Raw genomic sequence first — 22,866 nt, forward strand, 5'->3', positions numbered from 1 at the left:
GCCAAAAAGTACAAATGGGCGTAGAGCATCCTCATGCTGAAACCCATGCCCTTGTCTGAGGCGCAGAGTCTTCCGCTCTGGCGCCGCCCTATGACGCTCTTGTTCGTGATGGCGTTGACCATGCCGATCGCGTTTAACGCGTGGAGTGCATTGCTGAACAATTTCGTCATCGAGGCGGCGAACTTCGACGGGGCGGATATCGGGCTTTTGCACACGGTACGCGAGATTCCGGGCTTTCTGGCCGTTGGCGTGATTGCGGTGATCATTTTCATCCGCGAGCAGGTACTGGCCATGATCTCATTGATGATGTTGGGCGTGGCGACGGCGGTGACGGCCTGGTTTCCCAGCCTTGGCGGGCTGCTGTTTGTGACGCTGTTCAGCTCGATCGGGTTTCACTACTATGAGACGGTGAACCAGTCACTGCAGCTGCAATGGCTGCCTAAAGACCGTGCGCCGCAGGTGCTTGGCTGGCTGGTGGCTATGGGCTCGGCTGCGACGGCTGTGGTCTATGGCTTGATCGTCCTGACATGGGACCGCTTCGACCTGTCCTATAACTTCGTGTTCATGGCGGCAGGCGGCGTGACAACTTTGCTGGCAGTGTTTTGCTTGATTGCTTACCCGCAATTCGACGCACCGACGCCGCAGACCAAGAAGCTGATCCTACGCCGTCGCTACTGGCTGTATTATGCATTACAGTTCATGGCGGGCGCGCGGCGGCAGATTTTTGTCGTGTTCGCCGGTTTCATGATGGTCGAGAAATTCGGCTTTGAAGTACACGAACTGACCAGCCTTTACCTGATCAACCTTATGATCAACATGATGGCGGCTCCGCTGCTGGGCAAGGCAGTCGCGCGGTTTGGCGAACGCCGCACTCTGATCTTTGAATATGCCGGGCTCGCCATCGTTTTCGCAGCCTATGGCGGCATCTACTGGTTTAGCTGGGGCGTGCTGCTGGCGGCGATTCTCTATGTGATCGACCATGTGCTGTTTGCTCTGGCGTTGGCTTTGAAAACTTATTTCCAGAAGATCGCCGACCCGGCGGATATTGCGCCCACTGCGGCGGTGGCATTTACCATAAATCATATCGCCGCTGTTTTCCTGCCAGCACTTTTAGGTCTGCTATGGGTCGTTTCGCCCGGCGCAGTGTTTGGTTTGGCCGCTGCAATGGCGATCATCTCGCTTCTGCTGTCACTACTGATCCCGCGTCATCCGGAACCGGGCAACGAAACCATCCTGTCGAAATACGCCCCCGCGCCCGCCGAATAAGCGACTCCGCTTGACCTTGGCGGTCGGTGCCCCTAGGCGCTGTTTCGATCGAAACAGGAGGCCCCCATGCCAACATTCACTGCTCTGACCACTTTGAACGGCAAGAAAGCCGCCGAAGGATTGGGCGAGGCGATGGAACGGCTGGACCCGGAACCAACCGGCGTCGGCGTGTTCGAGGTCGAGGATGGCTCGGGCCTGTGGGAGGTCGGCGGCTATTTTACCGAAACCCCGGATGAAACCGCGCTGGCGGTTCTGGCCGCCGCGTTCGAGGCCAAGCCCTTTGTGGTCTCGGAACTGCCCGAAACGGATTGGGTCGCCCATGTCCGCCGCGAACTAGCCCCGGTCGAGGCCGGTCGGTTTTTTGTCTATGGAAGCCATGATGCCGACAAACTGCCCGAAGGCCGCATTCCGCTGCTGATCGAAGCTGCGATGGCCTTTGGCACGGGGCACCACGGGACAACGCTTGGTTGCCTCAAGGCTTTGGACCATCTTCTGGATGATGGGTTCACGGCCAGCAAGGTTGCCGATATCGGCTGTGGCACCGCCGTATTGGCGATGGCCGCAGCGCGGGTCTGGGAGGGCGATATTGTCGCCAGCGACATTGATGAGGTTGCCGTCGACGTGGCCGAGGCCAACCTTCGGGCGAACGGTATGGCGGGTGCGGTTAAATGCGTTGAAGCGGCAGGTTTCGATCACCCGGATCTGAAGGCGCGTGCGCCTTACGATCTGATATTCGCCAATATCCTAAAAGGTCCGCTCGTGGCCCTTTCGCCTGAAATTTCGGCGAACCTGCGGGGGGGGGGACAAGCGATTCTATCGGGAATCCTCAATGAACAGGCCGATGACGTGATCTCGGTTTATCTCCAAAACGGCTTCAATCTGGTTCGCCAGGATCGGATTGGTGAGTGGGCGACGCTAATCTTAAGCAAACAGGGCTGAATTTAGGCCATTTACGGGAGTTTTGTGGATTTTTGCCACGTTTTTGTCGCATTCTCTAATTACCGTCTTTCAATGCACTCGGGGGGCGGTTTTCGGAGGCTGCCATGACAGGAAAACAACTCGAATTCGATCAACGCATCTCGCGTTTGAACAAAAAGCACCAGAAACTCAGCCGCGGCTATCGCGCCACGTTGCGCTCAGACGGGCTGGTGGTGATGAAACCACAGCGTATGCGTTCAGCAGTTCCAGCGAGGGTTTTGTTACTGTGTTTGGTTGGCTTCTTTGCCTTCAAGGCCTTTTTACTGTCTCACCTTGGCCCGACTGCGTACGAAACGCGTGTTGAAAGCCTGAATCAGGGCACGCCGGTTGAGAAAGCGGGCGCCTGGATCATGCAGGCCGATCCGGTGACCGCGTTTTTCTCGAGCCAACTGAACAAGGTATGGTTCTAACCGGATATCTTGCACCCTCCTAATAAAAACACCGCATGCCTCACGGCGTGCGGTGTTTCTGTTTGCCCCACAGGGAGGAGGAAGGGGCTTATGCGGTAGTCCGTTATCTCAGTAACGGCGGCCTTCGGCGACAACGTCGATGTCGCCGCGGCATAGTCCGATATCGTCCAGTTCGCGGTCAGAAAGACCGTTCAGCGCGTTACGGGTTGCGCGGGCGTCATTCCATTCAACAACGGCGTTTACAACCGATGCAAAAAGTGCGCCGATACGGCCGACGAGGCCGAATGAGCCAGTGGTGGTGCGGGTGGTATCCAGTGCAGCCATATCCTGTTTCCTTCTGGTTTGTGTTAAACTCTGATCTTGCGATCTGAGCGGCATCTAGTGATGAGTTTCGCCGTGCGCAAGCGCAGAAATTGCATGTGTCCTATGCATTTTTTGCAACGCTCGAAATTGATGAAAACCCCTTAAATCATTGGTTAAAGTTCGATCGGAAAAGCGTCGAAAACGAACCTAACCCGGTCGCAAACAGGCCGCGAGGAACCGGAGGCGACATGAATGTCGGTTTTGGACCCTGAGTTGATTTCCTTGGAAAATGTTCACGCTTCGTGCTAGTCGATGAAAAAAGATCACACAAACCCGAGCAGGCCGAGACAAAACATGCGAATTCTGGGCATTGATCCAGGGCTTAGAACCTTGGGATGGGGCGTCATCGAATCGCATGGCAGCCGCCTGAGCCACGTTGCGAATGGATTGTGCAAATCCGATGGTGATGATCTGGGGGAAAGGCTGCTGTCGCTACACAATCAAATCGTCGAAGTCATCGCCGAGCACAATCCAGATCAGGCGGCAATTGAACAGACCTTCGTCAACAAAGATGGGGCCGGTACACTGAAACTGGGTCAGGCGCGTGGTGTTGCGCTTCTGACGCTTGCGCAGGCGGGTTTGCCGGTTGGCGAGTACGCCCCCAACCGCGTCAAGAAAACGGTGGTGGGCGTCGGCCACGCTGAAAAAGAGCAGGTTCTGCATATGGTCAAACTTCAACTGCCCGGTTGTTCCCCCAAAGGGGCGGATGCTGCGGATGCGTTGGCGATTGCCATCTGCCATTCCTACTATGGCGCCGCACCGCAGGCTCGGATGAAAGAGGTACGCGCATGATCGGCAAGCTCACTGGACGGCTGGATTACCGCGCGGCGGATCACGTTCTGATCGACGTGCGGGGGGTCGGCTATATCGTCTATTGCTCGGACCGGACCATGGCGGCCCTGCCGGGGGTGGGTGAGGTAATGTCAATCTACACCGATATGGTCGTGCGCGAAGACCTGATGCAGCTTTATGGTTTTCTGTCCTTGGTCGAGAAGGAATGGCACCGTCTGCTGTGCTCGGTTCAGGGTGTGGGTGCGAAGGTATCGCTGGCCATTCTTAGTGCGCTGGGGCCCGATGGTGTCAGCCGCGCGATTGCCTTGGGTGATTGGGGGGCCGTGAAGGCCGCAAAGGGTGTCGGCCCCAAGACCGCGCAACGGATCGTGCTTGACCTCAAGGACAAGGCCCCGGGTGTGATGGCGATGGGCGGCACGGTGACCGAAGCGATGGATGGCCCGGCACTTGAAGTAGTTGAGACGACCGAGCCTGCGCCTGTTCCGAAACGGGTGGCCAAACCGACCTTGGGCGCTGCTTCTGCGGATGCGCTGTCGGCGTTGGGCAATCTGGGCTATGGACCGTCCGAGGCGGCATCGGCCGTGGCCGAGGCAGCGGCTAATATGCCAGATGCGGGCGAGGCCGATCTGATACGCGCCGCGCTGAAGCTACTGGCTCCCAAGGGCTGAGTGAAAGGGTAACTGAATGGTAGACGCTGATCCCGCCCTGCGACCCGAACCGATGCCCGAGGACAATGACCGCGCCCTGCGCCCGCAGGGGCTGGATGAATTCATTGGTCAGGCCGAGGCGCGGGCCAACCTACGCATCTTCATCCAGTCGGCCCGCCAACGCGGTGAGGCGATGGATCACACGCTGTTCCATGGTCCACCTGGATTGGGTAAGACCACGCTTGCGCAGATCATGGCGCGCGAGTTGGGAGTGAATTTCCGCATGACCTCGGGGCCGGTTCTGGCCAAGGCGGGGGATTTGGCGGCGATTCTGACCAATCTGGAATCGCGGGATGTCTTGTTCATCGACGAGATTCACCGTCTGAACCCGGCGGTCGAAGAGGTGCTGTACCCCGCGATGGAGGATTTCGAGCTGGATCTTGTCATTGGTGAAGGTCCGGCGGCGCGGACTGTACGGATCGAGCTGCAGCCATTTACGCTGGTCGGGGCGACAACGCGGATGGGGTTGCTGACCACGCCGTTGCGCGATCGGTTTGGCATCCCGACCCGGCTGCAGTTCTATACGGTCGACGAGTTGCACGAGATCGTCACCCGCAATGCCCGCAAACTGGGCGCACCTGCGGATGACGAAGGCGCGCGTGAGATCGCGCGCAGGTCTCGTGGAACACCACGGATCGCCGGTCGTCTGCTGAGACGCGTGGTGGATTTTGCCATTGTTGAAGGCGATGGGCGGATTACGCGCGACTTGGCGGATGGGTCACTGACCCGGCTGGGGGTCGATAACCTTGGTCTGGACGGGGCCGACCGCCGGTATTTGAAGCTGATTGCCGAGAACTATGCGGGCGGGCCAGTAGGGATTGAAACACTCTCGGCGGCGTTGTCCGAAAGCCGGGATTCGCTGGAAGAGGTGATCGAGCCTTATCTCCTGCAGCAAGGCCTGATCCAGCGCACTCCGCGCGGACGGATGCTGGCGCAAAAGGCATGGACGCATCTGGGGATGGCTGCACCCAAAGGACAGAGCGATCTGTTTGGTTGAAGTGGGGCGCATTAGATTTTAAGCCTCAGGCGGTCGTATCTAAATCGAGAAGAAGGACTGGGGCGTGACACCCGATGAGATTGAGGCGCTGTTCACACGCGATAGCGGTGAGTTTCTGTTTGCGCGCTGGGGCAGACCCATCGTGCCCATCGTGTTTGGTGTCGAGGATGAAACGCTGTCGACCGTAAAAGGTGCGTTCGAGGCGGTTGTCACTCTGGCAAATCACAAGATGGCCGAGACGGATCCCGAACTGGGTGCCAATTGCATGGTGTTCTTCTTCCGTGAGTGGCAGGAATTGTTGGACGTGCCCGATCTGGATCGCCTGATCCCGGATCTGGCCCCACTGGTTGACCGGCTGGTGGCTGCCGATGCCAATCAGTATCGCATTTTCCGGTTCGAAGAAGACGGCGCCATCCGCGCGGCATTTGTGTTTTTGCGCATGGACAAAGAGCTGTCGAAAGTGCCGGCAGAAACGCTGGCGTTAAGCCAGGTTGTACAAACGATCCTGCTTTGGTCCGACACAGCTTTTCGCAGCGCCTCACCTCTGGCGATTGCTGGTGACGCGACGATCTTGCGGCCTGATATTGCGGCCTTGATCCGCGCCGCCTACGATCCTGTTCTGCCCGGTGCCGCGCAGGATCCCTCTCATGCGCTGCGCTTGTTCGCCAGATTGGAGCCGTCGCAATGAAGCATCACTACCCGGTCCGTGTTTATTACGAAGACACCGACATGGGAGGCGTGGTCTATCACGCAAATTATCTGAGATTCATCGAACGCGCCCGGTCGGACTGGGTGCGTAAACTGGGTAATGATCAGAACGCGATGCGGGACGCAGGCATTGTCTGGGTCGTGCGGCGGATCGAGGCGGATTATCTCGCCGCCGCTAGGTTTGAAGACGAGCTGATGGTCGAGACCGAGATGGTTTCGCTATCGGGCGCTCGGTTGACAATGTCGCAATTGGTCAAGCGTGGCGAGACCGAGATTTTCCGCGCCGAGGTAACGGCTGTCTGCATGAATGCGCAGGGTAAGCCCGTTCGTCTTCCGGCAGAGATTCGCGCATTGATGTAACATTTTCAGCCTCCGGGGTGGTTCTGTTGGCTTTTCATCTCCATCTGCGTTAGCGTTTGGCAAAACAAGGCCAAATGGCCATCAGGCAAAACAAAGAGCAGGTTCATGGAAGCTGAAACGCTGGCGCTGGCGCAGGAGATCGATTTCTCCATGTGGGGGCTGTATGCCCGCGCGACCTTTATCGTCAAACTGGTGATGTTGATGCTGATCGGTGCATCCATCTGGTCCTGGGGCATTATCATTCAGAAACTGATCAACTACCGAGCCGCGCGGCGCGAGGCGCGGGTATTCGATGAAAGCTTCTGGTCTGGCAATCCGCTGGATGAGCTGTTCGAGCAGATCGGAACCCAGCCCGATGGCAGTTCCGAAAAGATTTTCGCGGCGGGGATGATCGAGTGGCGACGCTCGCACCGCACCGATGGCGGCTTGATCGCAGGGGCGACGGCGCGGATCGATCGCTCGATGGACGTGGCGATCGCGAAAGAGGCTGAGGGTCTGCAAAAAGGGTTGCCCATTCTGGCCACTGTCGGATCGACAGCGCCGTTTATCGGCCTGTTTGGCACCGTTTGGGGCATCATGAATGCCTTTATCGAGATTGCCGAGCAGCAGAACACAAACCTCGCCGTTGTGGCCCCGGGTATTGCCGAGGCGTTGCTGGCCACCGGTCTTGGCTTGCTGGCCGCGATCCCGGCGGTGATATTCTATAATAAACTCAGCGCAGACAGTGACCGCATCGTCGGCGGCTACGAGGCCTTTGCCGATGAATTCGCCACTATCCTGTCGCGTCAGTTGGATAGCTGACGATGGGTGCGGCAGTTCAGCAAAGCTCGGGCGGGAACGGACGCAGGCGCGGACGGCGGCGCGGGCGCGCCCAACCGATGGCCGAGATCAACGTGACGCCCTTTGTTGATGTCATGCTGGTGTTGCTGATCATCTTTATGGTGGCGGCCCCATTGTTGACCGTCGGCGTACCTGTCGATCTGCCCAAGACTGCCGCAAGTGCCTTACCCGGTGACAACGAAGAGCCGCTGACCGTGACCTTGACCGCAGATGGGCGCGTGCAGATCCAGACCACGGATGTGCTGCGCGAAGAACTGATCGGTAAGCTGCGCGCGATCGCAGCTGAGCGCAGCAGCGACCGCGTGTTCTTGCGTGCTGACGGCGCGATTCCATATGCGCAAGTGATGCAGGTCATGGGTGCTTTGAACGCGGGCGGGTTTTCCAACGTTGGCCTTGTGACCGATACCGGCGGGCCAACGCTGGACGAAGGGTGAGAGTGAGGCTGCGCGGTGGATACCGGCACCAAGATTTCGGCAATTGCGCATGTCAGCCTGATTGGCTGGGCGCTGATCGGCGGGACCTTCCGGTCCGAGCCGTTGCCGATGGCTGTACAGGATGTCTCGGTGATCTCGGCTGAGCAGTTTGCGGCCATGACCGCGCAACGCGAGGCACCCGAGGTGCCGACTGACCCGGCTGAACTGCAACAGCCTGCAGAACCTGATAAGATCGAAATACTGGACCCGACGCCGGAAGAAACGCCCGAACCTGAGCCGGTTGCCCAGCCCGAGCCGGAACCTGAGCCCGAGCCGGAACCGGAAACGGTGGAAGTCCCGCCCGAGCCCGAACTGATCGAACAACCTCCGACGCTTGAAGAGCCCGAGCCTGAGCTGGCGGCGCTTCCTGCGCCTCCGGGCCCAGAGGCCGAACCAAGCCCTGCGGATAAGATCGCGCCCGAGCAGATTGCTCCTCCTCCGCCCGAGGCCAAGCCGGATGACATTGAAACCCCTCCGGTTTCGCTGGATGAAGGGGCGGAAATCCAACAAGAACAGCAAGATCAAACGGCACCGGAAGAGGCCGCGCCCGAGATTGTGACCGAGGCGGAAGAAGTCGAAGATCCGGCCCCGCGAACCTCTCCTCGTCCGCGCGTGCGCCCGAACCGGCCGGCACCCCAGCCAGAGCCTGAGGTTGCAGAAACGCCCGAGCCCGCGCCGACTGAACCTGCGCAAAACGAGCAAGCGATAAATGACGCCTTGGCCGAAGCATTGGGCAATGGCACCGAACCTTCGGGCCCACCACTGACAAGCGGTGAAAAAGACGCGATGCGGGTTGCGGTGTCGCGGTGTTGGAATGTCGGGTCCCTGTCGACGGATGCGCTGGAAACCGTGGTTGTTGTCGGGTTTTCGTTGACCAGAGATGGCAAAGTGGTTGGCGGCAGTTTGCAGCTACTCGACAGTACAGGCGGCTCGGCCGCATCAGCAAAACAAGCCTACGAAGCCGCGCGCCGCGCAATTTTGCGCTGTGGGTCTAAAGGATATGACCTACCTGCTGACAAATACGATCAATGGCAGGATATTGAGATTACATTCAATCCCGAGAGGATGCGGATCAAATGATGAAACTTCTGACCAGCCTCTTAATTGGCCTGACCCTTCTTTCGACCTCGGCCTACGCCCAAAGTGGCCCGCTGCGTCTGGAAATCGATGAAGGGATCATCGAGCCGATGCCATTTGCGGTACCGAGCTTTGTGCCGGACGGACCTTCGGCCGCACAATATGCGCAAGACATCTCGCGCGTGGTGGTATCGGACCTGACGGGAACGGGTTTGTTCCGCGAAATCTCGTCGGATGCATTCATCAGCCGGGTCAGTAGTTTTGATGCCCCGGTGCAGTTTGCCGATTGGAAAGCGATCAACGCGCAGGCACTGGTGACAGGGGCGGTCAATGTTTCGGGCAAACGGCTGACGGTGCGGTTCCGGGTTTGGGACGTGTTCTCGGGTCAGGAACTGGGCAATGGATTGCAGTTTGCGGGCACCACCGACGGCTGGCGTCGCATGGCGCATAAGGTGGCCGATCAGGTCTATACCCGGATCACCGGCGAGGGTGCTTACTTTGACAGCCGAGTCGCGTTCGTGTCGGAAAGCGGCCCTAAGGATCAGCGGCGCAAGCGGTTGGCGATCATGGATTATGACGGCGCGAATGTGCAGTATCTGACCGACAGCGCAGCGATTGTTCTGGCGCCTCGGTTCTCACCGACGGGCGACCAGTTGCTCTATACCAGCTACGAGACCGGTCAGCCGCGTATTTACGTTCTGGATGTCGGCCGCGTGGAGCGGCAAGAGTTGAAAACGCAGGAAGGCACCATGAGTTTCTCACCGCGCTTCTCTCCGGATGGTCGTTCAATTGTTTATTCGTTGACCCAAGGCGGAAACACGGATTTGTGGAAAATGGATCTGGCCTCGGGCCAAAGCGTGCGACTGACCAATACGCCCGCGATTGAAACTGCACCAAGCTATGCGCCGGATGGCAGTCGGATCGTGTTTGAAAGCGACCGGTCGGGCACTCCGCAGCTTTACATCATGCCCGCCAACGGAGGCGAGGCAACGCGGATCAGTTTTGGGCAAGGCCGCTATGGCACGCCGGTCTGGTCTCCGCGTGGTGACTTGATTGCCTTTACCAAGCAGAACAAAGGTCGCTTCCACATCGGTGTTATGCGCACAGATGGCAGCGAAGAGCGCCTTTTGACCGCCTCGTTCCTGGACGAAGGTCCCACTTGGTCGCCAAACGGGCGGGTCATAATGTTCACCCGCGAAACTCAGGGGGCAAGCGGTCGATCGACGCTTTACTCTGTGGATATTTCGGGCCGTAACTTGCGTCCTGTTAGAACGCCGGATGGCGGTAGCGACCCGTCTTGGGGGCCACTGCAGAATTGATTGGAACAGACCGCAGGTAAAGTTCACAACAAACCCGCAATGTGATAGAAGCGCGGCAATAAACAACGAAACACGAGGCACTTGAGATGAAACTGTTGAGCAAAGTCGCGGCAATTGGGGCGCTGACCCTGATTGCGGCCTGTTCCAATAATGATCCGTCGGCTCTGGGTGGCGGCGCTGGTGGCAGCGGCGCACTGGTTCCGGGCTCACCCAGTGATCCGCGTTCGCCAGCCTATTTCCAGCAAACAGTTGGTGACCGGGTTCTGTTCGCGGTCGATCAGTCCACGCTCAGCCCGCAGGCGCAGACGATTCTGCAAGGGCAGGCCGATTGGCTGCTCGCCAATCCGGATTTTGTCGCCAATATCGAAGGCCATGCGGACGAGCAGGGCACGCGCGAATACAACCTTGCGCTTGGAGCTCGTCGGGCCAATGCGGCGCGGGAGTATCTGATCTCGCGCGGGGTGGCAGGCAACCGGTTGACCACCGTCAGCTATGGCAAGGAACGCCCGATCGAAATTTGCAGCACCGAGGATTGCTATTCGAAAAACCGCCGCGCGGTGACGGTGCTGACCGGTTCAACCTTGGGGTAAGATGATGCGAATTGCAGGTTTGGTTCTGGCGGCGGTCGTGACCGTCGCTGGTATGGCACAGGCACAGGATCAGCAGACTTTGGCGGATATCCGTCAGGAATTAACCGTGCTGCATGTGGAAATTCAGCGTCTCAAGCGCGAGTTTTCAACCACTGGGTCCCCCGCGCCAAACCTGTCTGGCAGTTCCGTGCTTGAGCGCGTTGATGCGATCGAGGCAGAATTGCAGCGCCTGACACGCCAGACCGAGCAGTTGAACCAAAGGGTGCAGAATGTCGTGACCGATGGCACCAACCGTATCGGTGATTTGGAGTTTCGTCTGGTTGAACTTGAAGGCGGTGATCTGAGCGCGTTGGGTGAAACCTCAACGCTGGGTGGTGAGACATCGACCGATGTGGCTGTGGCACCCACCCCCAACCCTACGCAACCCACGGTCACTGATCAGGGTGAGCTTGCAGTCGGTGAACAAGCGGATTTTGATGCCGCTTCGCAGGCCCTGGTGGATGGAGATTTCCAGACCGCGGCCGATCTGTTTGCGCAATTCGACCAGTCCTATCCGGGCAGCCCGCTGGCGAGCCAAGCCAACCTGCGGCGCGGGCAGGCGCTGAAAGGGGTGGGCGATACACGCGAAGCGGCGCGCGCCTTTCTGGCCAGCTTCACGGGCGACTCCGAAGGGCCTCTGGCACCCGAGGCGTTGTTTGAGTTGGGCGCGGCGCTTGGACAGCTGGGCCAAACCGATCAGGCTTGCATAACTCTCGGCGAAGTTGGCGTTCGGTTTCCGGCATCGGCACCAGCTGCTTCGGCCACACAGGAAATGGCAACGCTGGGCTGTTCTTGACCTCTGACGCCGATACGCTTCGGGCAAATCTGCGGGCGGGTCTGCCGGATCCACCACCGCGCCGGCTGGGGGTGGCGGTATCAGGGGGCAGCGATTCGACCGCCCTGTTGCATTTGCTGTTTGATATCGCGCGACAAGAGCAGATCGAGCTGTTTGCGGCGACCGTTGATCACGGTCTGCGAGCTGAATCTGCCTCAGAGGCCTTGGCCGTCGCGACACTGGCGCAGCGCTTAGGCATTCCTCATGAAACGCTGAAATGGCAGGGGTGGGATGGATCCGGAAATCTGCAGGATCAGGCGCGGCGTGCGAGATACCGGTTGCTGGTCGCGTGGGCCGAATCGAAGGGCCTAGAGGCAGTTGCGCTGGGCCACACGGAGGATGATCAGGCTGAAACGGTACTGATGCGGCTGGCCCGTGCTTCGGGCGTTTCGGGGCTTTCGGCCATGGCTGTATCGCGAAAAGAAGGTCGGGTCACATTGCTGCGCCCATTGCTGTCCACGACACGCTCCGATCTTCGGGAATATCTGACTGCGCAAGGTATTTCGTGGATTGATGATCCGTCGAATCAGGACCCTCGTTTTGACCGGATCAAAGCCCGCCAGGCCCTGTTAGGATTAAATCAAATCGGGATCACGGCAGGGTCATTATCACGGGTCGCTGAAAATATGGCACAAGCGCGTGAAGCATTGGCGCAATACGCGCAAGAATCCGCTTTCCGGTGCATGACGGTGACGGATGGCGATCTTTGCATTGATCGCGAAGGTTTCGAAACTCTGCCCGAAGAAATCCGTCGTCGGCTTGTGACCGCGTCTGTTTCATGGATCGCAGGGGGAGAATACCCGCCGCGACACAAAGCGGTGGATCAAGTGCTGGATGCGATTTCGTCTGCTCAGACGGCCACCCTGGGGGGATGCATTTTAATCCCGGAAGGCAAAAAAACTTGGATTTGCAGAGAGCTAAACGCCGTCAGCAATCAGCTCGCGCGCGCCTCAGAACCTTGGGACAGGCGTTGGATTATGTCCGGGCCAAAAACTGAAGTTGCGGAAATCCGGGCGCTTGGTGAGGATGGTATATTGCAGCTGGAAAACTGGCGCTCTGTGGGCAAACCTCGCGCTGCAGTGTTGTCGACGCCCTCGGTCTGGGCCGAAGGCACTCTACTGGCTGCACCTCTGGCCGGTTTTGCAAACGAATGGCGGGCCGAACTGCTTCCAGAAAGGTCCGACTTCGATGCGGTGATTTTATCTCATTGAACCTGCCACAATCCTCTCTATTTTAAGGAACAACCCCGGCAGGTCCCCACCTGCCGAAACCTTTCGGGAGATTTTCCTTGGGCAACGCTCGCAACATCGCCTTCTGGGTCGTTCTGTTTCTGCTGATCCTGGCACTGTTCAACCTGTTCAGTGGACCCAGCGGGTCGCTTCAGAACAATGAACGTACCTATTCCGAATTCGTCAGCGCCGTGGACGCCGGAGACGTCACCAGCGTCACGCTGGATGGCGAACAGATCCGCTATCGCACGAATGAGAATCAGGACTTTGTCACCATCAAACCCACCGATGCCGAGGTGACGAAGCTGCTGATCGACAAGAACATCCCCGTACGTGCTGAAAAACAGCAGCAATCGGGTTTCCAGTCGTTCCTGATCACGCTGCTGCCCTTCCTGCTGCTGATCGGTGTCTGGGTCTATTTTATGAACCGGATGCAGGGTGGCGGCAAAGGTGGCGCGATGGGTTTTGGCAAGTCCAAGGCCAAGATGCTGACCGAAAAGCATGGCCGGGTGACGTTCGACGACGTTGCGGGCATCGACGAGGCCAAGGAAGAGCTGGAAGAGATCGTGGAATTCCTGCGCAACCCGCAGAAATTTTCGCGTTTGGGCGGTAAGATTCCCAAAGGCGCGCTGCTGGTTGGCCCTCCGGGCACTGGTAAGACGCTGCTTGCCCGTGCGATTGCGGGCGAGGCGGGTGTGCCGTTCTTTACGATCTCGGGTTCCGATTTCGTTGAAATGTTCGTTGGTGTTGGTGCATCGCGTGTGCGTGACATGTTCGAACAAGCCAAGAAGAACGCGCCTTGTATCGTCTTCATCGACGAAATTGACGCCGTGGGGCGCCATCGTGGTGCTGGCTATGGCGGCGGAAACGACGAACGCGAACAGACCCTCAACCAGCTGCTGGTTGAGATGGACGGTTTCGAGGCCAATGAAGGCGTGATCATTCTGGCTGCCACCAACCGGAAGGACGTTCTGGACCCCGCGCTGCTGCGTCCGGGCCGGTTTGACCGTAACGTGACCGTCGGCAACCCCGACATCAAAGGCCGTGAAAAAATTCTGGGCGTTCACGCGCGCAAGACGCCTCTGGGTCCCGATGTCGATCTGCGCATCATCGCGCGCGGCACGCCGGGCTTTTCGGGTGCTGATCTGGCGAACCTCGTGAACGAGGCCGCATTGATGGCCGCTCGCGTCGGTCGTCGCTTTGTCACCATGGAGGACTTTGAAAACGCCAAAGACAAGGTGATGATGGGGGCCGAGCGCCGTTCGATGGTGCTGACGCAGGACCAGAAGGAGAAAACCGCCTATCACGAGGCCGGCCATGCCGTTGTGGGTCTGGAACTGCCGCTGTGCGATCCGGTCTATAAGGCGACCATCATTCCGCGCGGTGGTGCGCTGGGTATGGTTGTGTCACTGCCCGAAATGGATCGTCTGAACTATCACCGCGATGAGTGTGAGCAGAAGCTGGCCATGACTATGGCAGGCAAGGCCGCCGAGGTGATTAAATACGGCGAAGATCACGTGTCGAACGGCCCTGCGGGCGATATCATGCAGGCCAGCCAGTTGGCCCGCGCCATGGTGATGCGCTGGGGCATGTCGGACAAGGTCGGCAACATCGACTATGCCGAGGCGCATGAAGGCTATCAGGGCAACACCGCCGGGTTCTCGGTATCGGCTCATACCAAAGAGCTGATCGAAGAAGAGGTAAAGCGCCTGATCCAGCAAGGCTATGAACGCGCGCACAAGATCCTGACCGACAAGAACGAGGAATGGGAGCGACTGGCGCAAGGCCTGCTTGAGTATGAGACCCTGACCGGCGATGAGATCAAGCGCGTCATGAATGGCGAACCGCCCACCGAAAGCGATGATGAGGGTGACAGCCCCGATGAGGGCAACGCTCCCAGCGTAACTGCCATCCCGAAGACCAAGTCCAAGAAATCGCCGCCAGATGGCGGGATGGAACCAGAACCCACCGCATAATTGCAAAACCCGGAGCCAGCCTCCGGGTTTTCTCTTTTCATCAGGGCGTTGCCGGGCATTATGCCTACAAACCTGCAGATGAATGGGGGCATCTCATGCCGTTCTTATGTGAAACTGAATATTCGGCCGAGGTAGTATGGCTGGGCCATGTGCCAGCAGGCCAGTCTTTGCGGGCCAAGCCTGTCAATGTTTTGGACCTGAGCTTCGATGGCGTTCAGGGGGAACGGCATCAGGGGCTCAATAGGGCGTCCTGTGTTCGGGTAGCGAATCTCTATCCAAAGGGCACCGAGATCCGGAATGTGCGGCAACTGTCAGTGCTGTCGGCAGAGGAATTGGGTGATATTGCGGCTGAGATGGAGTTGGCAACGCTTGATCCGTCTTACCTTGGGGCTTCGATTGTCCTGAAGGGCATTCCCGATTTCTCTCATATCCCTCCATCTTCGCGGTTGCAGGCCGAGAGCGGTTTAACGATCACTGTGGACATGGAAAATGCCCCCTGCGTTCTTCCGGGCCGTGAGATCGAGGCGGATCACACTGGATACGGGGCGGCATTCAAACCTGCGGCCAAAGGGCGACGCGGGATAACGGCTTGGGTCGAACGCCCGGGGGCTCTGAAACGCGGCGACAAGATGCAATTGTTTGTGCCGGATCAGCCCCTTTGGAACCCATAGGTTCAATCCGTTTCCGATTTGCGCATTACGATTTCTCGCAACGCCGTTTCGCGGCATGAAAATGTCGGAATCCTTAGCCATCAGTGTTGTGTACATCAGTATATGTTGCGCAGCGCCGACGCCCGTGCGTCGGTTTTGCACGGAATTCAATCAGGGACCCTGCCCAATGAGCTACAAATCCGACATTGAGATTGCCCGCGAGGCGAACAAAAAGCCGATTCAGGAAATCGGCGCGAAGCTGGGTATCTCCAGCGATGATCTGCTGCCTTACGGCCATGACAAGGCCAAAGTCAGCCAGGACTTCATCAACTCGGTACAGGACCGCGAAGACGGCAAGCTGATCCTGGTGACCGCGATCAACCCAACCCCCGCAGGTGAAGGCAAGACCACCACCACAGTAGGTCTGGGCGACGGCTTGAACCGCATCGGAAAGAACGCGATGATCTGTATCCGCGAAGCTTCGCTTGGCCCGAACTTCGGCATGAAGGGCGGCGCCGCGGGTGGCGGTTACGCGCAGGTTGTTCCGATGGAAGAGATGAACCTGCACTTCACAGGTGACTTCCACGCCATCACCTCGGCCCACTCGCTGCTGTCGGCGATGATCGATAACCACATCTATTGGGGCAACGAGCAAGAAATCGACACACGCCGCGTTGCATGGCGCCGCGTCGTCGACATGAATGACCGTGCTCTGCGTCAGATCACGGCGTCTCTGGGCGGCGTGTCGAATGGTTTCCCGCGTGAGGCAGGTTTTGACATCACTGTGGCGTCCGAAGTCATGGCAATCCTCTGCTTGGCAAACGACTTGAAAGATCTGGAAAAGCGTCTGGGCGATATCATCGTTGCTTACCGCCGCGACAAGACCCCGGTTTACTGCCGCGACATCAAGGCAGAAGGCGCTATGACCGTTCTGCTGAAAGACGCTATGCAGCCGAACCTGGTGCAGACGCTGGAAAACAACCCGGCCTTCGTCCACGGCGGCCCGTTCGCGAACATCGCGCACGGCTGTAACTCAGTCATCGCAACCAAAACCGCTCTGAAAGTGGCCGACTATGTTGTCACCGAAGCGGGCTTTGGTGCTGACCTCGGTGCCGAGAAGTTCATGAACATTAAGTGCCGCAAGGCGGGTATTGCTCCGTCGGCAGTGGTGCTGGTGGCCACCGTGCGCGCGATGAAAATGAATGGCGGAGTGGCCAAGGCTGACTTGGGTGCGGAAAACGTTGACGCTGTGAAGTCAGGTTGTGCCAACCTGGGTCGCCACATCGAAAACGTCAAATCCTTCGGTGTTCCGGTTGTCGTCGCGATCAACCACTTCGTCACCGACACCGATGACGAAGTTCAGGCGGTCAAGGACTACTGCGGCGAGCATGGTGTTGAGGCAATCCTGTCGCGTCACTGGGAGCTGGGTTCGGATGGCTCTGCGCCTCTGGCCGAAAAAGTTGTCGAAATCGTCGAAAATGGTGCCGCGAACTTCTCACCGATCTACCCAGACGACATGTCGCTGTTCGAGAAGATCGAAACCATCGCCAAGCGTATCTATCGCGCCGACGAAGTTCTGGCCGACAACAAGATCCGCAACCAGCTGCGCGAATGGGAAGAAGCAGGCTATGGCAATCTGCCGGTCTGCATGGCGAAAACCCAGTATTCGTTCTCGACCGACCCAACCCTGCGCGGCGCGCCTACCGGACACTCGGTTCCGGTGCGTGAGGTTCGCCTTTCCGCTGGTGCCGGTTTCATCGTCGTTGTCTGCGGTGAGATCATGACCATGCCCGGTCTGCCGCGCAAACCGGCCGCCGAAACCATCTGCCTTAACGACGCAGGTGAGATCGAGGGCTTGTTCTAAGCGCTCAAATAAGACATCTCGTGGTCCGGGGATATCCCCGGGCCGCAGGAGACCAAAATGCCCACTCTGATACCTCCGCAAGACTGTCATTCGATGCAGGAATTGCGGCCTCAGATCGACAAGCTGGACCGCCAATTGATTGGATTGCTGGTAACGCGCGCAACCTATATCGACCGCGCGTCGCAGCTGAAACCCGGCGAGGGCCTGCCAGCCCGCATCCCGGAACGTGTCGAAGATGTGGTGCAGCGCGTCCGCAAGAGCTCGGATGAGTTGGGTATGGACCCCGATCTTGCCGAAAAGCTCTGGCGTATACTGATTGATTGGTCGATTGCCCGCGAAGAACGCGTGCTCGGCCCAGACTGAAGAAACGGGCGCCTAGTGCGCCCGATCCGTTTTGTGAAAGAAGGGATCAAAGAATGGTAGCGCAGGTTATCGACGGAAAGGCCTTTGCCGCCAAAGTGCGCGCGCAGGTGGCTGACCAGGTTGCAAAGCTGAAAGAAGAGAACGGCATCACCCCGGGTCTGGCGGTGGTTCTGGTGGGCGAAGACCCGGCCAGCCAGGTCTATGTCCGTTCTAAGGGCAAGATGACCGTCGAGGTCGGCATGAACTCGTACGAGCACAAGCTGGATGCAGAGACCTCCGAAGAGGACCTGCTTGCGCTGATTGACAAACTGAACAATGACCCTGCGGTGCACGGCATTCTGGTGCAACTGCCGCTGCCCAAGCATCTGAACGAAGATCTGGTGATCAACTCGATCGATCCGGCAAAGGATGTGGACGGGTTCCACATCTCGAATGTGGGCCTGCTGGGAACAGGTCAGAAGTCAATGGTGCCGTGCACTCCGCTGGGCTGTCTGATGATGTTGCGCGATCACCACGGCTCTTTGTCCGGCATGGATGCTGTAGTGATCGGTCGGTCGAACATCGTGGGTAAGCCGATGGCGCAGTTGCTTCTGGGCGACAGCTGCACCGTGACCATCGCGCATAGCCGCACCAAAGATCTTCCCGATGTTGTACGCCGTGCTGATATTGTGGTCGCCGCAGTTGGTCGCCCCGAGATGGTTCCGGGTGACTGGATCAAGGAAGGCGCAACTGTGATCGATGTCGGCATCAACCGGATCGAACGCGACGGCAAGAACAAGCTGGTTGGCGACGTTGACTACGCCACTGCGGCAGAACGCGCTGGTGCGATTACCCCTGTTCCCGGTGGAGTTGGCCCTATGACGATCGCCTGCCTCCTTGCGAACACGCTCACCGCGGCTTGCCGCGCAAACGGCTTGCCTGAACCCGAAGGTCTGACTGCTTAATAGCAGCCTCGCTGTTCAATCCGGGCGCAACCTCCATGATTGAATTGGCCGGAGAGCGAAAAGCTCTCCGGCCTTTTTCATTAGATTAGGATATTTATATAACTACATCTTGACTTGACCTAGCGTCGGTCGGTGATAATCCTTCTATTCCAGCCGTTTAAGGGGTTATAATCCTGTCTGTTCGTGTTTCATGGTTTTACCTTTGGCGGGGTGCGTTACCTGGTATGATGAAGCTGAGTCCGATCTTCTCGTTAATAAGCCTTCAACGGGTAGTGGCGGGCCTCGTTTTTATTCCTTTATTGGCGTATTCCTTTGCCCCCTTTCGGGATATGACACTGCCATTCAGTCAGCGGATGGTGTTCTGGACAGGTGTTATGCTGCTCGCGCTTGCAGCGACTTGGTCGGCTGGAAAGCTGGTACGCGAACGGCTAAATCGATCCGGATTGCTGGTCCGTGATTTTGCCTTCGTCCTGTTGATCCTGACATTGTTTGCACCATCACTGTGGTTGCTGACCTGGATTCTGTTCACGCTGAATGGATTGATGGCACCGGGCATATTGAAAGTCGCCCCTTATGGTCTTCTCTTCGCCACCGGACTTTTGCTGGTGCGTCAGCGGGAAGAAACCGCAGCACCGCTATACGAACCCAGACCACGTCTTTTCAATCGTTTGCCTGCCAAGTTCGAGGGGCAGGTTTATCGGTTGACCGTGCGCGATCACTATGTCGACGTGGTCACGTCCGATGGCACGTTTACAATCCGCTCGCGCTTTACCGACGCGATTGCCGAGATGGAGCCGGTACACGGCCATTGTACGCACCGTTCACACTGGGTCGTGGATACAGCGATTGTTGGGGTCGAAAAAGAAAAGGGAAAATCCTTTTTGCACCTCAGCAACGGCGATCTGGTTCCTGTCAGCAGGAAATACAAGCAACAGCTCGTGGACGACGGGTTGCTCTAGAACCTATCTGGGCATCGGGATGAGTTGAGGTTGCGCACCGGTCAGAATTGCCCGCGCATCCGGCGCCATGATCCCGCTCAGAGCCTCTGCTGAACTGCGCAACCCCCCAGTGTAAGCGCCATAAGCTGGAAGGATCAGACGTGATTGATCCAGCAAAAAAGCCGGGCGGGTGATCGAGCGCCCTCGGGCATTCAGGTTAACTTTGGGGTGGTAGTGGCCCGAGATTTCACCTGCGCTGTTTTGCTGGGCGATATGGCGAAAAATCAGATCGTGGCAAGCCCACTCGGACAGATGTGTGCCGCCCATTTCTACCGGGCCGGGGTCATGGTTCCCCTCGATCCAGATCCAACGTCGACCAGCCTGCATTGCGGTGATCTGTTGCCTATCCTCAGCAGCCAACGCGCCCGAGGCATCGAGATCGTCAAAGCTGTCCCCCAAACAGATGACCTTCGTGGCACCGGTACGGGCAAGATCACTTGCCAATCGGGTCAATGTTTCGCGGCTGTCATACGGCGGCAAGGTCGGGCCGCCCCTGCGGGCGATCCGTTCGGATTTTCCTAAATGCAGATCGGAAACACAGAGCAAGCCCTGTTCCGGCCACCATAGTGCGCCCGACCCAAGCGCAGTCAGGTCTTGGCCAGCAAATGAAAACGCGATCTTGTTCATGATCCGTTCTTCATACGATTTTGCGGATTGCGCAAGTGGTTTATGCCGGTTGCAATCCGGCGGCCTGCAGTAACCGGGCACTTTCTTCCGCAAGCAGGCGTTCCTCGCCTTCACCCTTGACGGGGACTTTGCCAACTTCGAGGAACAGAGGCGCCGCCAGGGGTGAGACGCGGTCTAGCCGCAGCAGGTCAATCCGGTCTCCGATCCGGGCGACCATGGCTTCGATCCGTCCGAAATCGACCAACCCGCGCATGGCCTCTTCGCGGGTGATTTGCATCAGCAGATGTTCAGGATCGTATTTCAGCAAGGTGTCGTAGAGGATATCTGACGAAAATGTCGCCTGCCGACCACTCTTGCGCTGCCCACCAGTGTTGCGTTCGATCAACCCCGCGATTGTGGCCGAAGCACGAAATGTGCGTTTCATCACGGCGTTACCCGCCAGCCAAGTCTCCAATCCTTCTCGTAGCGCGTCCAACTGAAATAGTGGGCGCGGATCGGTCACCGCATCCAGCCCCCAGATTAAGGTGGCATAGTCAGTGGCTACAAATCCCAGCGGCGCAAGGCCGGTTTCCTCCATGCGTTTGGTCAACAGCAAGCCCAGCGTCTGTTGCGCATTGCGGCCGGCAAATCCGTAGACGCATATATGCTCGCGCCCCCTGTCAGGGAAGCTCTCAATCAACAGGCGGTCACTTTGCGGCAGGCGTGATATCTCGCGCTGAAGACCCAGCCATTCGGCAGTATGTCCGGGCAGTTGAGGCCAATCCGGCTGTGCGAACATCCGTAGGATTCGGTCGCTCAGCTGGGTGGACGTGGCGAACTTAGTACCCGAAAAGGTCGCGATCTTGGGCTTGCGGTCAGCGCGGCGGCTGACTTCGACCACCATCTCTCGCAGACCCTCATAGCGGACGATCTGACCACCGATCAGGAAGGTATCACCAGGGGTTAGCGAGGCCGCGAATCCCTCCTCTACCTCACCCAGTGGCTTGCCCCCGCGATTGCGCTTAAGCCGAACCTTCAGCGTGTCGGTGTCCTGAATCGTGCCAAGGTTCATGCGGATACGTTGTGCCGCCCTCGGGTCGCGCAATTGCCAGGCTCCATCCGGGCGCTGCTGTAGCCTCTGCCACCGATCATAGGCTCGCAGGGCATATCCACCGGTGGCGCAGAATTCCAAACAGGCATCGAATTCAGCACGGGTGATCTGCGCATAAGGCCCGGCAGCCGTCATTTCGGCGTAGAGTGCATCTGCATCAAACGGTCCCGCTGCGGCGGCGATCAGAATATGCTGGCACAAAACGTCCCTGGGTCCTGGCCCGCGGGGGTCGCCATCCAGATCATGTTCTTGCACAGCTTCCAGTGCAGCAACACATTCGACCACTTCGAACCGGTTGGCTGGGACGAGAATAGCTTTGGAAGGGGCATTGTAGCGGTGATTTGCGCGCCCGATCCGCTGCACCAGCCGCTTGACGTTCTTCGGCGCGCCGATCTGGATCACCAGATCCACATCGCCCCAGTCGATCCCCAGATCGAGGCTGCCGGTGCAGACAATTGCCCTCAGATCACCCCTGACCATCGCAGCCTCGACCCGTTCGCGTTGTTGCCGATCCAGGCTGCCGTGGTGAATGCCGATGGGCAGAGCGTCGTCGTTGGCGAGCCAGAGGTTGTGAAAGAAAATCTCGGCCTGCGCCCGAGTATTGTGAAAGATAAGTGTCGTCTTGTGCTTTTTGATCTGCTCCATCACAGCGGGGATGGAATAGGCTGCGCCACCGCCCGACCATGGCGGCATCTCTTGTGTTTGCAGCATCGAGATATCGGGGTCAGGGCCGGGATAAGCCTGAATAACTCGGCAAGGATCGGGATTGCGGGCTAGAAATCGTGCGATGCCTTCGGGGTCTTCAACCGTGGCGGACAAGCCTACGCGGCGCAGATTGGGGCAGAGTGTCTGCAATCGTGCGAGCGCCAGCATCAATTGATCACCCCGTTTGCTTTCTGCAAGTGCATGTATTTCGTCGACAACAATGCGCTGGACCCCAGCAAACATGCGCGGAGCATCTTCGTATGAAGTAAGTAACGCCAGACTTTCGGGCGTGGTCAGCAGGATATGTGGAGGATCGGCGCGCTGGCGTTTCTTCTGCGTGGCCGATGTGTCGCCGGTGCGATCTTCGATCCGAATTGGCAGGCCGATTTCCTCGACGGGAACGCGCAGATTGCGCCTGATATCCGCTGCCAGCGCCTTGAGAGGAGACACATAAAGCGTGTGCAATCCGTCATGCTGCCCCTGCGCCAACTCGGCCAAGGAAGGCAGAAAACCGGCCATGGTTTTGCCGCCACCAGTTGGAGCGATAAGAAGGGTCGCGGGATCATTCGCCCGCTCAAACATTTCCTGCTGATGCGGATGAATCGACCAGCCTTTGTTCGAAAACCAGTTTTGGATTGCCGGGGGAATCTGCACCATCCGGCAAAC

The 22,866-nt window shown here is 58.3% G+C and carries 24 protein-coding genes; 21 read left to right on the plus strand and 3 right to left on the minus strand.

Features of this window, described 5'->3' with window-relative positions:
- Positions 1–33: 33 nt before the first annotated feature.
- The 3 genes from ACRZ96_RS09845 to ACRZ96_RS09855 all read left to right on the plus strand — a co-directional run bounded on the left by ACRZ96_RS09845 (position 34) and on the right by ACRZ96_RS09855 (position 2,654).
- Positions 34–1,266, plus strand: coding sequence for an MFS transporter (locus tag ACRZ96_RS09845; protein WP_170397410.1), 1,233 nt, complete (start codon positions 34–36; stop codon positions 1,264–1,266).
- 66 nt (positions 1,267–1,332) lie between these two features.
- Complete coding sequence (locus ACRZ96_RS09850; protein ID WP_480705589.1) at positions 1,333–2,205, plus strand: 50S ribosomal protein L11 methyltransferase; 873 nt, start codon at positions 1,333–1,335, stop codon at positions 2,203–2,205.
- Between the two features lie 104 nt (positions 2,206–2,309).
- Complete coding sequence (locus tag ACRZ96_RS09855) at positions 2,310–2,654, plus strand: hypothetical protein (RefSeq protein WP_170397406.1); 345 nt, start codon at positions 2,310–2,312, stop codon at positions 2,652–2,654.
- Between the two features lie 108 nt (positions 2,655–2,762).
- Here the strand turns inward: ACRZ96_RS09855 and ACRZ96_RS09860 are convergent, their stop codons facing one another.
- Positions 2,763–2,978, minus strand: coding sequence for a DUF1127 domain-containing protein (locus ACRZ96_RS09860; protein ID WP_170397404.1), 216 nt, complete (start codon positions 2,976–2,978; stop codon positions 2,763–2,765).
- Between the two features lie 333 nt (positions 2,979–3,311).
- On the opposite strand from ACRZ96_RS09860, the gene ruvC reads away from it, so the two are divergent.
- From ruvC to ACRZ96_RS09950, 18 genes are all read left to right on the plus strand, one after another.
- Entirely contained in the window at positions 3,312–3,809 is a 498-nt protein-coding gene (ruvC, locus tag ACRZ96_RS09865) for a crossover junction endodeoxyribonuclease RuvC (protein WP_170404395.1), read from the plus strand.
- On the plus strand, positions 3,806–4,477 hold the full coding sequence (ruvA, locus tag ACRZ96_RS09870; protein WP_480705586.1) for a Holliday junction branch migration protein RuvA: 672 nt from the start codon (positions 3,806–3,808) through the stop codon (positions 4,475–4,477). The genes ruvC and ruvA overlap by 4 nt, the downstream gene beginning before the upstream one ends.
- 16 nt (positions 4,478–4,493) lie before the next feature.
- Positions 4,494–5,513 (plus strand): Holliday junction branch migration DNA helicase RuvB, encoded by a 1,020-nt coding sequence (ruvB, locus tag ACRZ96_RS09875; RefSeq protein ID WP_170397397.1) that lies wholly within the window; start codon positions 4,494–4,496, stop codon positions 5,511–5,513.
- Positions 5,514–5,577: 64 nt separating this feature from the next.
- The gene (locus tag ACRZ96_RS09880) at positions 5,578–6,201 is read left to right on the plus strand and encodes a hypothetical protein (protein WP_480705584.1); all 624 of its coding nucleotides are present in this window, start codon (positions 5,578–5,580) and stop codon (positions 6,199–6,201) included.
- Positions 6,198–6,581 carry a tol-pal system-associated acyl-CoA thioesterase gene (gene ybgC, locus ACRZ96_RS09885; RefSeq protein WP_170404386.1) on the plus strand — a complete coding sequence of 128 codons (384 nt, stop codon included), beginning with the start codon at positions 6,198–6,200 and terminating at the stop codon, positions 6,579–6,581. The genes ACRZ96_RS09880 and ybgC overlap by 4 nt, the downstream gene beginning before the upstream one ends.
- Positions 6,582–6,686: 105 nt before the next feature.
- Positions 6,687–7,382 (plus strand): protein TolQ, encoded by a 696-nt coding sequence (tolQ, locus tag ACRZ96_RS09890; protein WP_170736517.1) that lies wholly within the window; start codon positions 6,687–6,689, stop codon positions 7,380–7,382.
- A gap of 2 nt (positions 7,383–7,384) precedes the next feature.
- Positions 7,385–7,855: a protein TolR gene (gene tolR, locus ACRZ96_RS09895; RefSeq protein WP_170424320.1), complete on the plus strand. Its 471-nt coding sequence runs from the start codon at positions 7,385–7,387 to the stop codon at positions 7,853–7,855.
- 15 nt (positions 7,856–7,870) lie between these two features.
- On the plus strand, positions 7,871–8,974 hold the full coding sequence (locus ACRZ96_RS09900; RefSeq protein WP_170424318.1) for a ribonuclease E domain-containing protein: 1,104 nt from the start codon (positions 7,871–7,873) through the stop codon (positions 8,972–8,974).
- Positions 8,971–10,290 carry a Tol-Pal system beta propeller repeat protein TolB gene (gene tolB, locus ACRZ96_RS09905; protein ID WP_480705581.1) on the plus strand — a complete coding sequence of 440 codons (1,320 nt, stop codon included), beginning with the start codon at positions 8,971–8,973 and terminating at the stop codon, positions 10,288–10,290. Before ACRZ96_RS09900 ends, tolB begins: the two co-directional genes overlap by 4 nt.
- Before the next feature lie 86 nt (positions 10,291–10,376).
- A complete protein-coding gene (gene pal, locus ACRZ96_RS09910; RefSeq protein WP_170397385.1) occupies positions 10,377–10,880 on the plus strand; it encodes a peptidoglycan-associated lipoprotein Pal in 504 nt (167 codons plus the stop codon).
- Positions 10,881–10,884: 4 nt separating this feature from the next.
- Positions 10,885–11,715 (plus strand): tol-pal system protein YbgF, encoded by an 831-nt coding sequence (gene ybgF / locus ACRZ96_RS09915; RefSeq protein WP_170404791.1) that lies wholly within the window; start codon positions 10,885–10,887, stop codon positions 11,713–11,715.
- Positions 11,712–12,965 carry a tRNA lysidine(34) synthetase TilS gene (gene tilS, locus ACRZ96_RS09920; RefSeq protein ID WP_480705579.1) on the plus strand — a complete coding sequence of 418 codons (1,254 nt, stop codon included), beginning with the start codon at positions 11,712–11,714 and terminating at the stop codon, positions 12,963–12,965. Before ybgF ends, tilS begins: the two co-directional genes overlap by 4 nt.
- A gap of 77 nt (positions 12,966–13,042) precedes the next feature.
- Positions 13,043–14,959, plus strand: a complete 1,917-nt coding sequence (gene ftsH, locus ACRZ96_RS09925) for an ATP-dependent zinc metalloprotease FtsH (RefSeq protein ID WP_170424311.1) — start codon at positions 13,043–13,045, stop codon at positions 14,957–14,959.
- Positions 14,960–15,054: 95 nt separating this feature from the next.
- Positions 15,055–15,630, plus strand: a complete 576-nt coding sequence (locus tag ACRZ96_RS09930) for an MOSC domain-containing protein (protein ID WP_170404368.1) — start codon at positions 15,055–15,057, stop codon at positions 15,628–15,630.
- A gap of 166 nt (positions 15,631–15,796) precedes the next feature.
- Entirely contained in the window at positions 15,797–17,473 is a 1,677-nt protein-coding gene (locus ACRZ96_RS09935) for a formate--tetrahydrofolate ligase (protein WP_170397376.1), read from the plus strand.
- Positions 17,474–17,530: 57 nt separating this feature from the next.
- Entirely contained in the window at positions 17,531–17,836 is a 306-nt protein-coding gene (locus tag ACRZ96_RS09940; RefSeq protein WP_170404363.1) for a chorismate mutase, read from the plus strand.
- 53 nt (positions 17,837–17,889) lie between these two features.
- Positions 17,890–18,780, plus strand: coding sequence for a bifunctional methylenetetrahydrofolate dehydrogenase/methenyltetrahydrofolate cyclohydrolase FolD (folD, locus tag ACRZ96_RS09945; RefSeq protein ID WP_170511402.1), 891 nt, complete (start codon positions 17,890–17,892; stop codon positions 18,778–18,780).
- Positions 18,781–19,109: 329 nt separating this feature from the next.
- Positions 19,110–19,739, plus strand: a complete 630-nt coding sequence (locus tag ACRZ96_RS09950) for a LytTR family DNA-binding domain-containing protein (protein ID WP_480705576.1) — start codon at positions 19,110–19,112, stop codon at positions 19,737–19,739.
- Positions 19,740–19,742: 3 nt separating this feature from the next.
- On the opposite strand, the gene pdeM is transcribed toward ACRZ96_RS09950, so the two are convergent.
- Positions 19,743–20,405: a ligase-associated DNA damage response endonuclease PdeM gene (gene pdeM / locus ACRZ96_RS09955; RefSeq protein WP_480705574.1), complete on the minus strand. Its 663-nt coding sequence runs from the start codon at positions 20,403–20,405 to the stop codon at positions 19,743–19,745.
- Between the two features lie 40 nt (positions 20,406–20,445).
- Positions 20,446–22,857 carry a ligase-associated DNA damage response DEXH box helicase gene (locus ACRZ96_RS09960; RefSeq protein WP_480814452.1) on the minus strand — a complete coding sequence of 804 codons (2,412 nt, stop codon included), beginning with the start codon at positions 22,855–22,857 and terminating at the stop codon, positions 20,446–20,448.
- Positions 22,858–22,866 lie beyond the last annotated feature (9 nt).

This window comes from Ruegeria sp. CF1, assembly GCF_056537445.1.

What these genes read in the sequence shown, in the direction of transcription:
- ACRZ96_RS09845 (WP_170397410.1), top strand. Translation starts at nt 34, where the DNA reads ATGCTGAAACCCATGCCCTTGTCTGAGGCGCAGAGTCTTCCGCTCTGG.
- ACRZ96_RS09850 (WP_480705589.1), top strand. Translation starts at nt 1,333, where the DNA reads ATGCCAACATTCACTGCTCTGACCACTTTGAACGGCAAGAAAGCCGCC.
- ACRZ96_RS09855 (WP_170397406.1), top strand. Translation starts at nt 2,310, where the DNA reads ATGACAGGAAAACAACTCGAATTCGATCAACGCATCTCGCGTTTGAAC.
- ACRZ96_RS09860 (WP_170397404.1), bottom strand. Translation starts at nt 2,978, where the DNA reads ATGGCTGCACTGGATACCACCCGCACCACCACTGGCTCATTCGGCCTC.
- ruvC (WP_170404395.1), top strand. Translation starts at nt 3,312, where the DNA reads ATGCGAATTCTGGGCATTGATCCAGGGCTTAGAACCTTGGGATGGGGC.
- ruvA (WP_480705586.1), top strand. Translation starts at nt 3,806, where the DNA reads ATGATCGGCAAGCTCACTGGACGGCTGGATTACCGCGCGGCGGATCAC.
- ruvB (WP_170397397.1), top strand. Translation starts at nt 4,494, where the DNA reads ATGGTAGACGCTGATCCCGCCCTGCGACCCGAACCGATGCCCGAGGAC.
- ybgC (WP_170404386.1), top strand. Translation starts at nt 6,198, where the DNA reads ATGAAGCATCACTACCCGGTCCGTGTTTATTACGAAGACACCGACATG.
- tolQ (WP_170736517.1), top strand. Translation starts at nt 6,687, where the DNA reads ATGGAAGCTGAAACGCTGGCGCTGGCGCAGGAGATCGATTTCTCCATG.
- tolR (WP_170424320.1), top strand. Translation starts at nt 7,385, where the DNA reads ATGGGTGCGGCAGTTCAGCAAAGCTCGGGCGGGAACGGACGCAGGCGC.
- tolB (WP_480705581.1), top strand. Translation starts at nt 8,971, where the DNA reads ATGATGAAACTTCTGACCAGCCTCTTAATTGGCCTGACCCTTCTTTCG.
- pal (WP_170397385.1), top strand. Translation starts at nt 10,377, where the DNA reads ATGAAACTGTTGAGCAAAGTCGCGGCAATTGGGGCGCTGACCCTGATT.
- ybgF (WP_170404791.1), top strand. Translation starts at nt 10,885, where the DNA reads ATGCGAATTGCAGGTTTGGTTCTGGCGGCGGTCGTGACCGTCGCTGGT.
- ACRZ96_RS09930 (WP_170404368.1), top strand. Translation starts at nt 15,055, where the DNA reads ATGCCGTTCTTATGTGAAACTGAATATTCGGCCGAGGTAGTATGGCTG.
- ACRZ96_RS09935 (WP_170397376.1), top strand. Translation starts at nt 15,797, where the DNA reads ATGAGCTACAAATCCGACATTGAGATTGCCCGCGAGGCGAACAAAAAG.
- ACRZ96_RS09940 (WP_170404363.1), top strand. Translation starts at nt 17,531, where the DNA reads ATGCCCACTCTGATACCTCCGCAAGACTGTCATTCGATGCAGGAATTG.
- folD (WP_170511402.1), top strand. Translation starts at nt 17,890, where the DNA reads ATGGTAGCGCAGGTTATCGACGGAAAGGCCTTTGCCGCCAAAGTGCGC.
- ACRZ96_RS09950 (WP_480705576.1), top strand. Translation starts at nt 19,110, where the DNA reads ATGACACTGCCATTCAGTCAGCGGATGGTGTTCTGGACAGGTGTTATG.
- pdeM (WP_480705574.1), bottom strand. Translation starts at nt 20,405, where the DNA reads ATGAACAAGATCGCGTTTTCATTTGCTGGCCAAGACCTGACTGCGCTT.
- ACRZ96_RS09960 (WP_480814452.1), bottom strand. Translation starts at nt 22,857, where the DNA reads ATGGTGCAGATTCCCCCGGCAATCCAAAACTGGTTTTCGAACAAAGGC.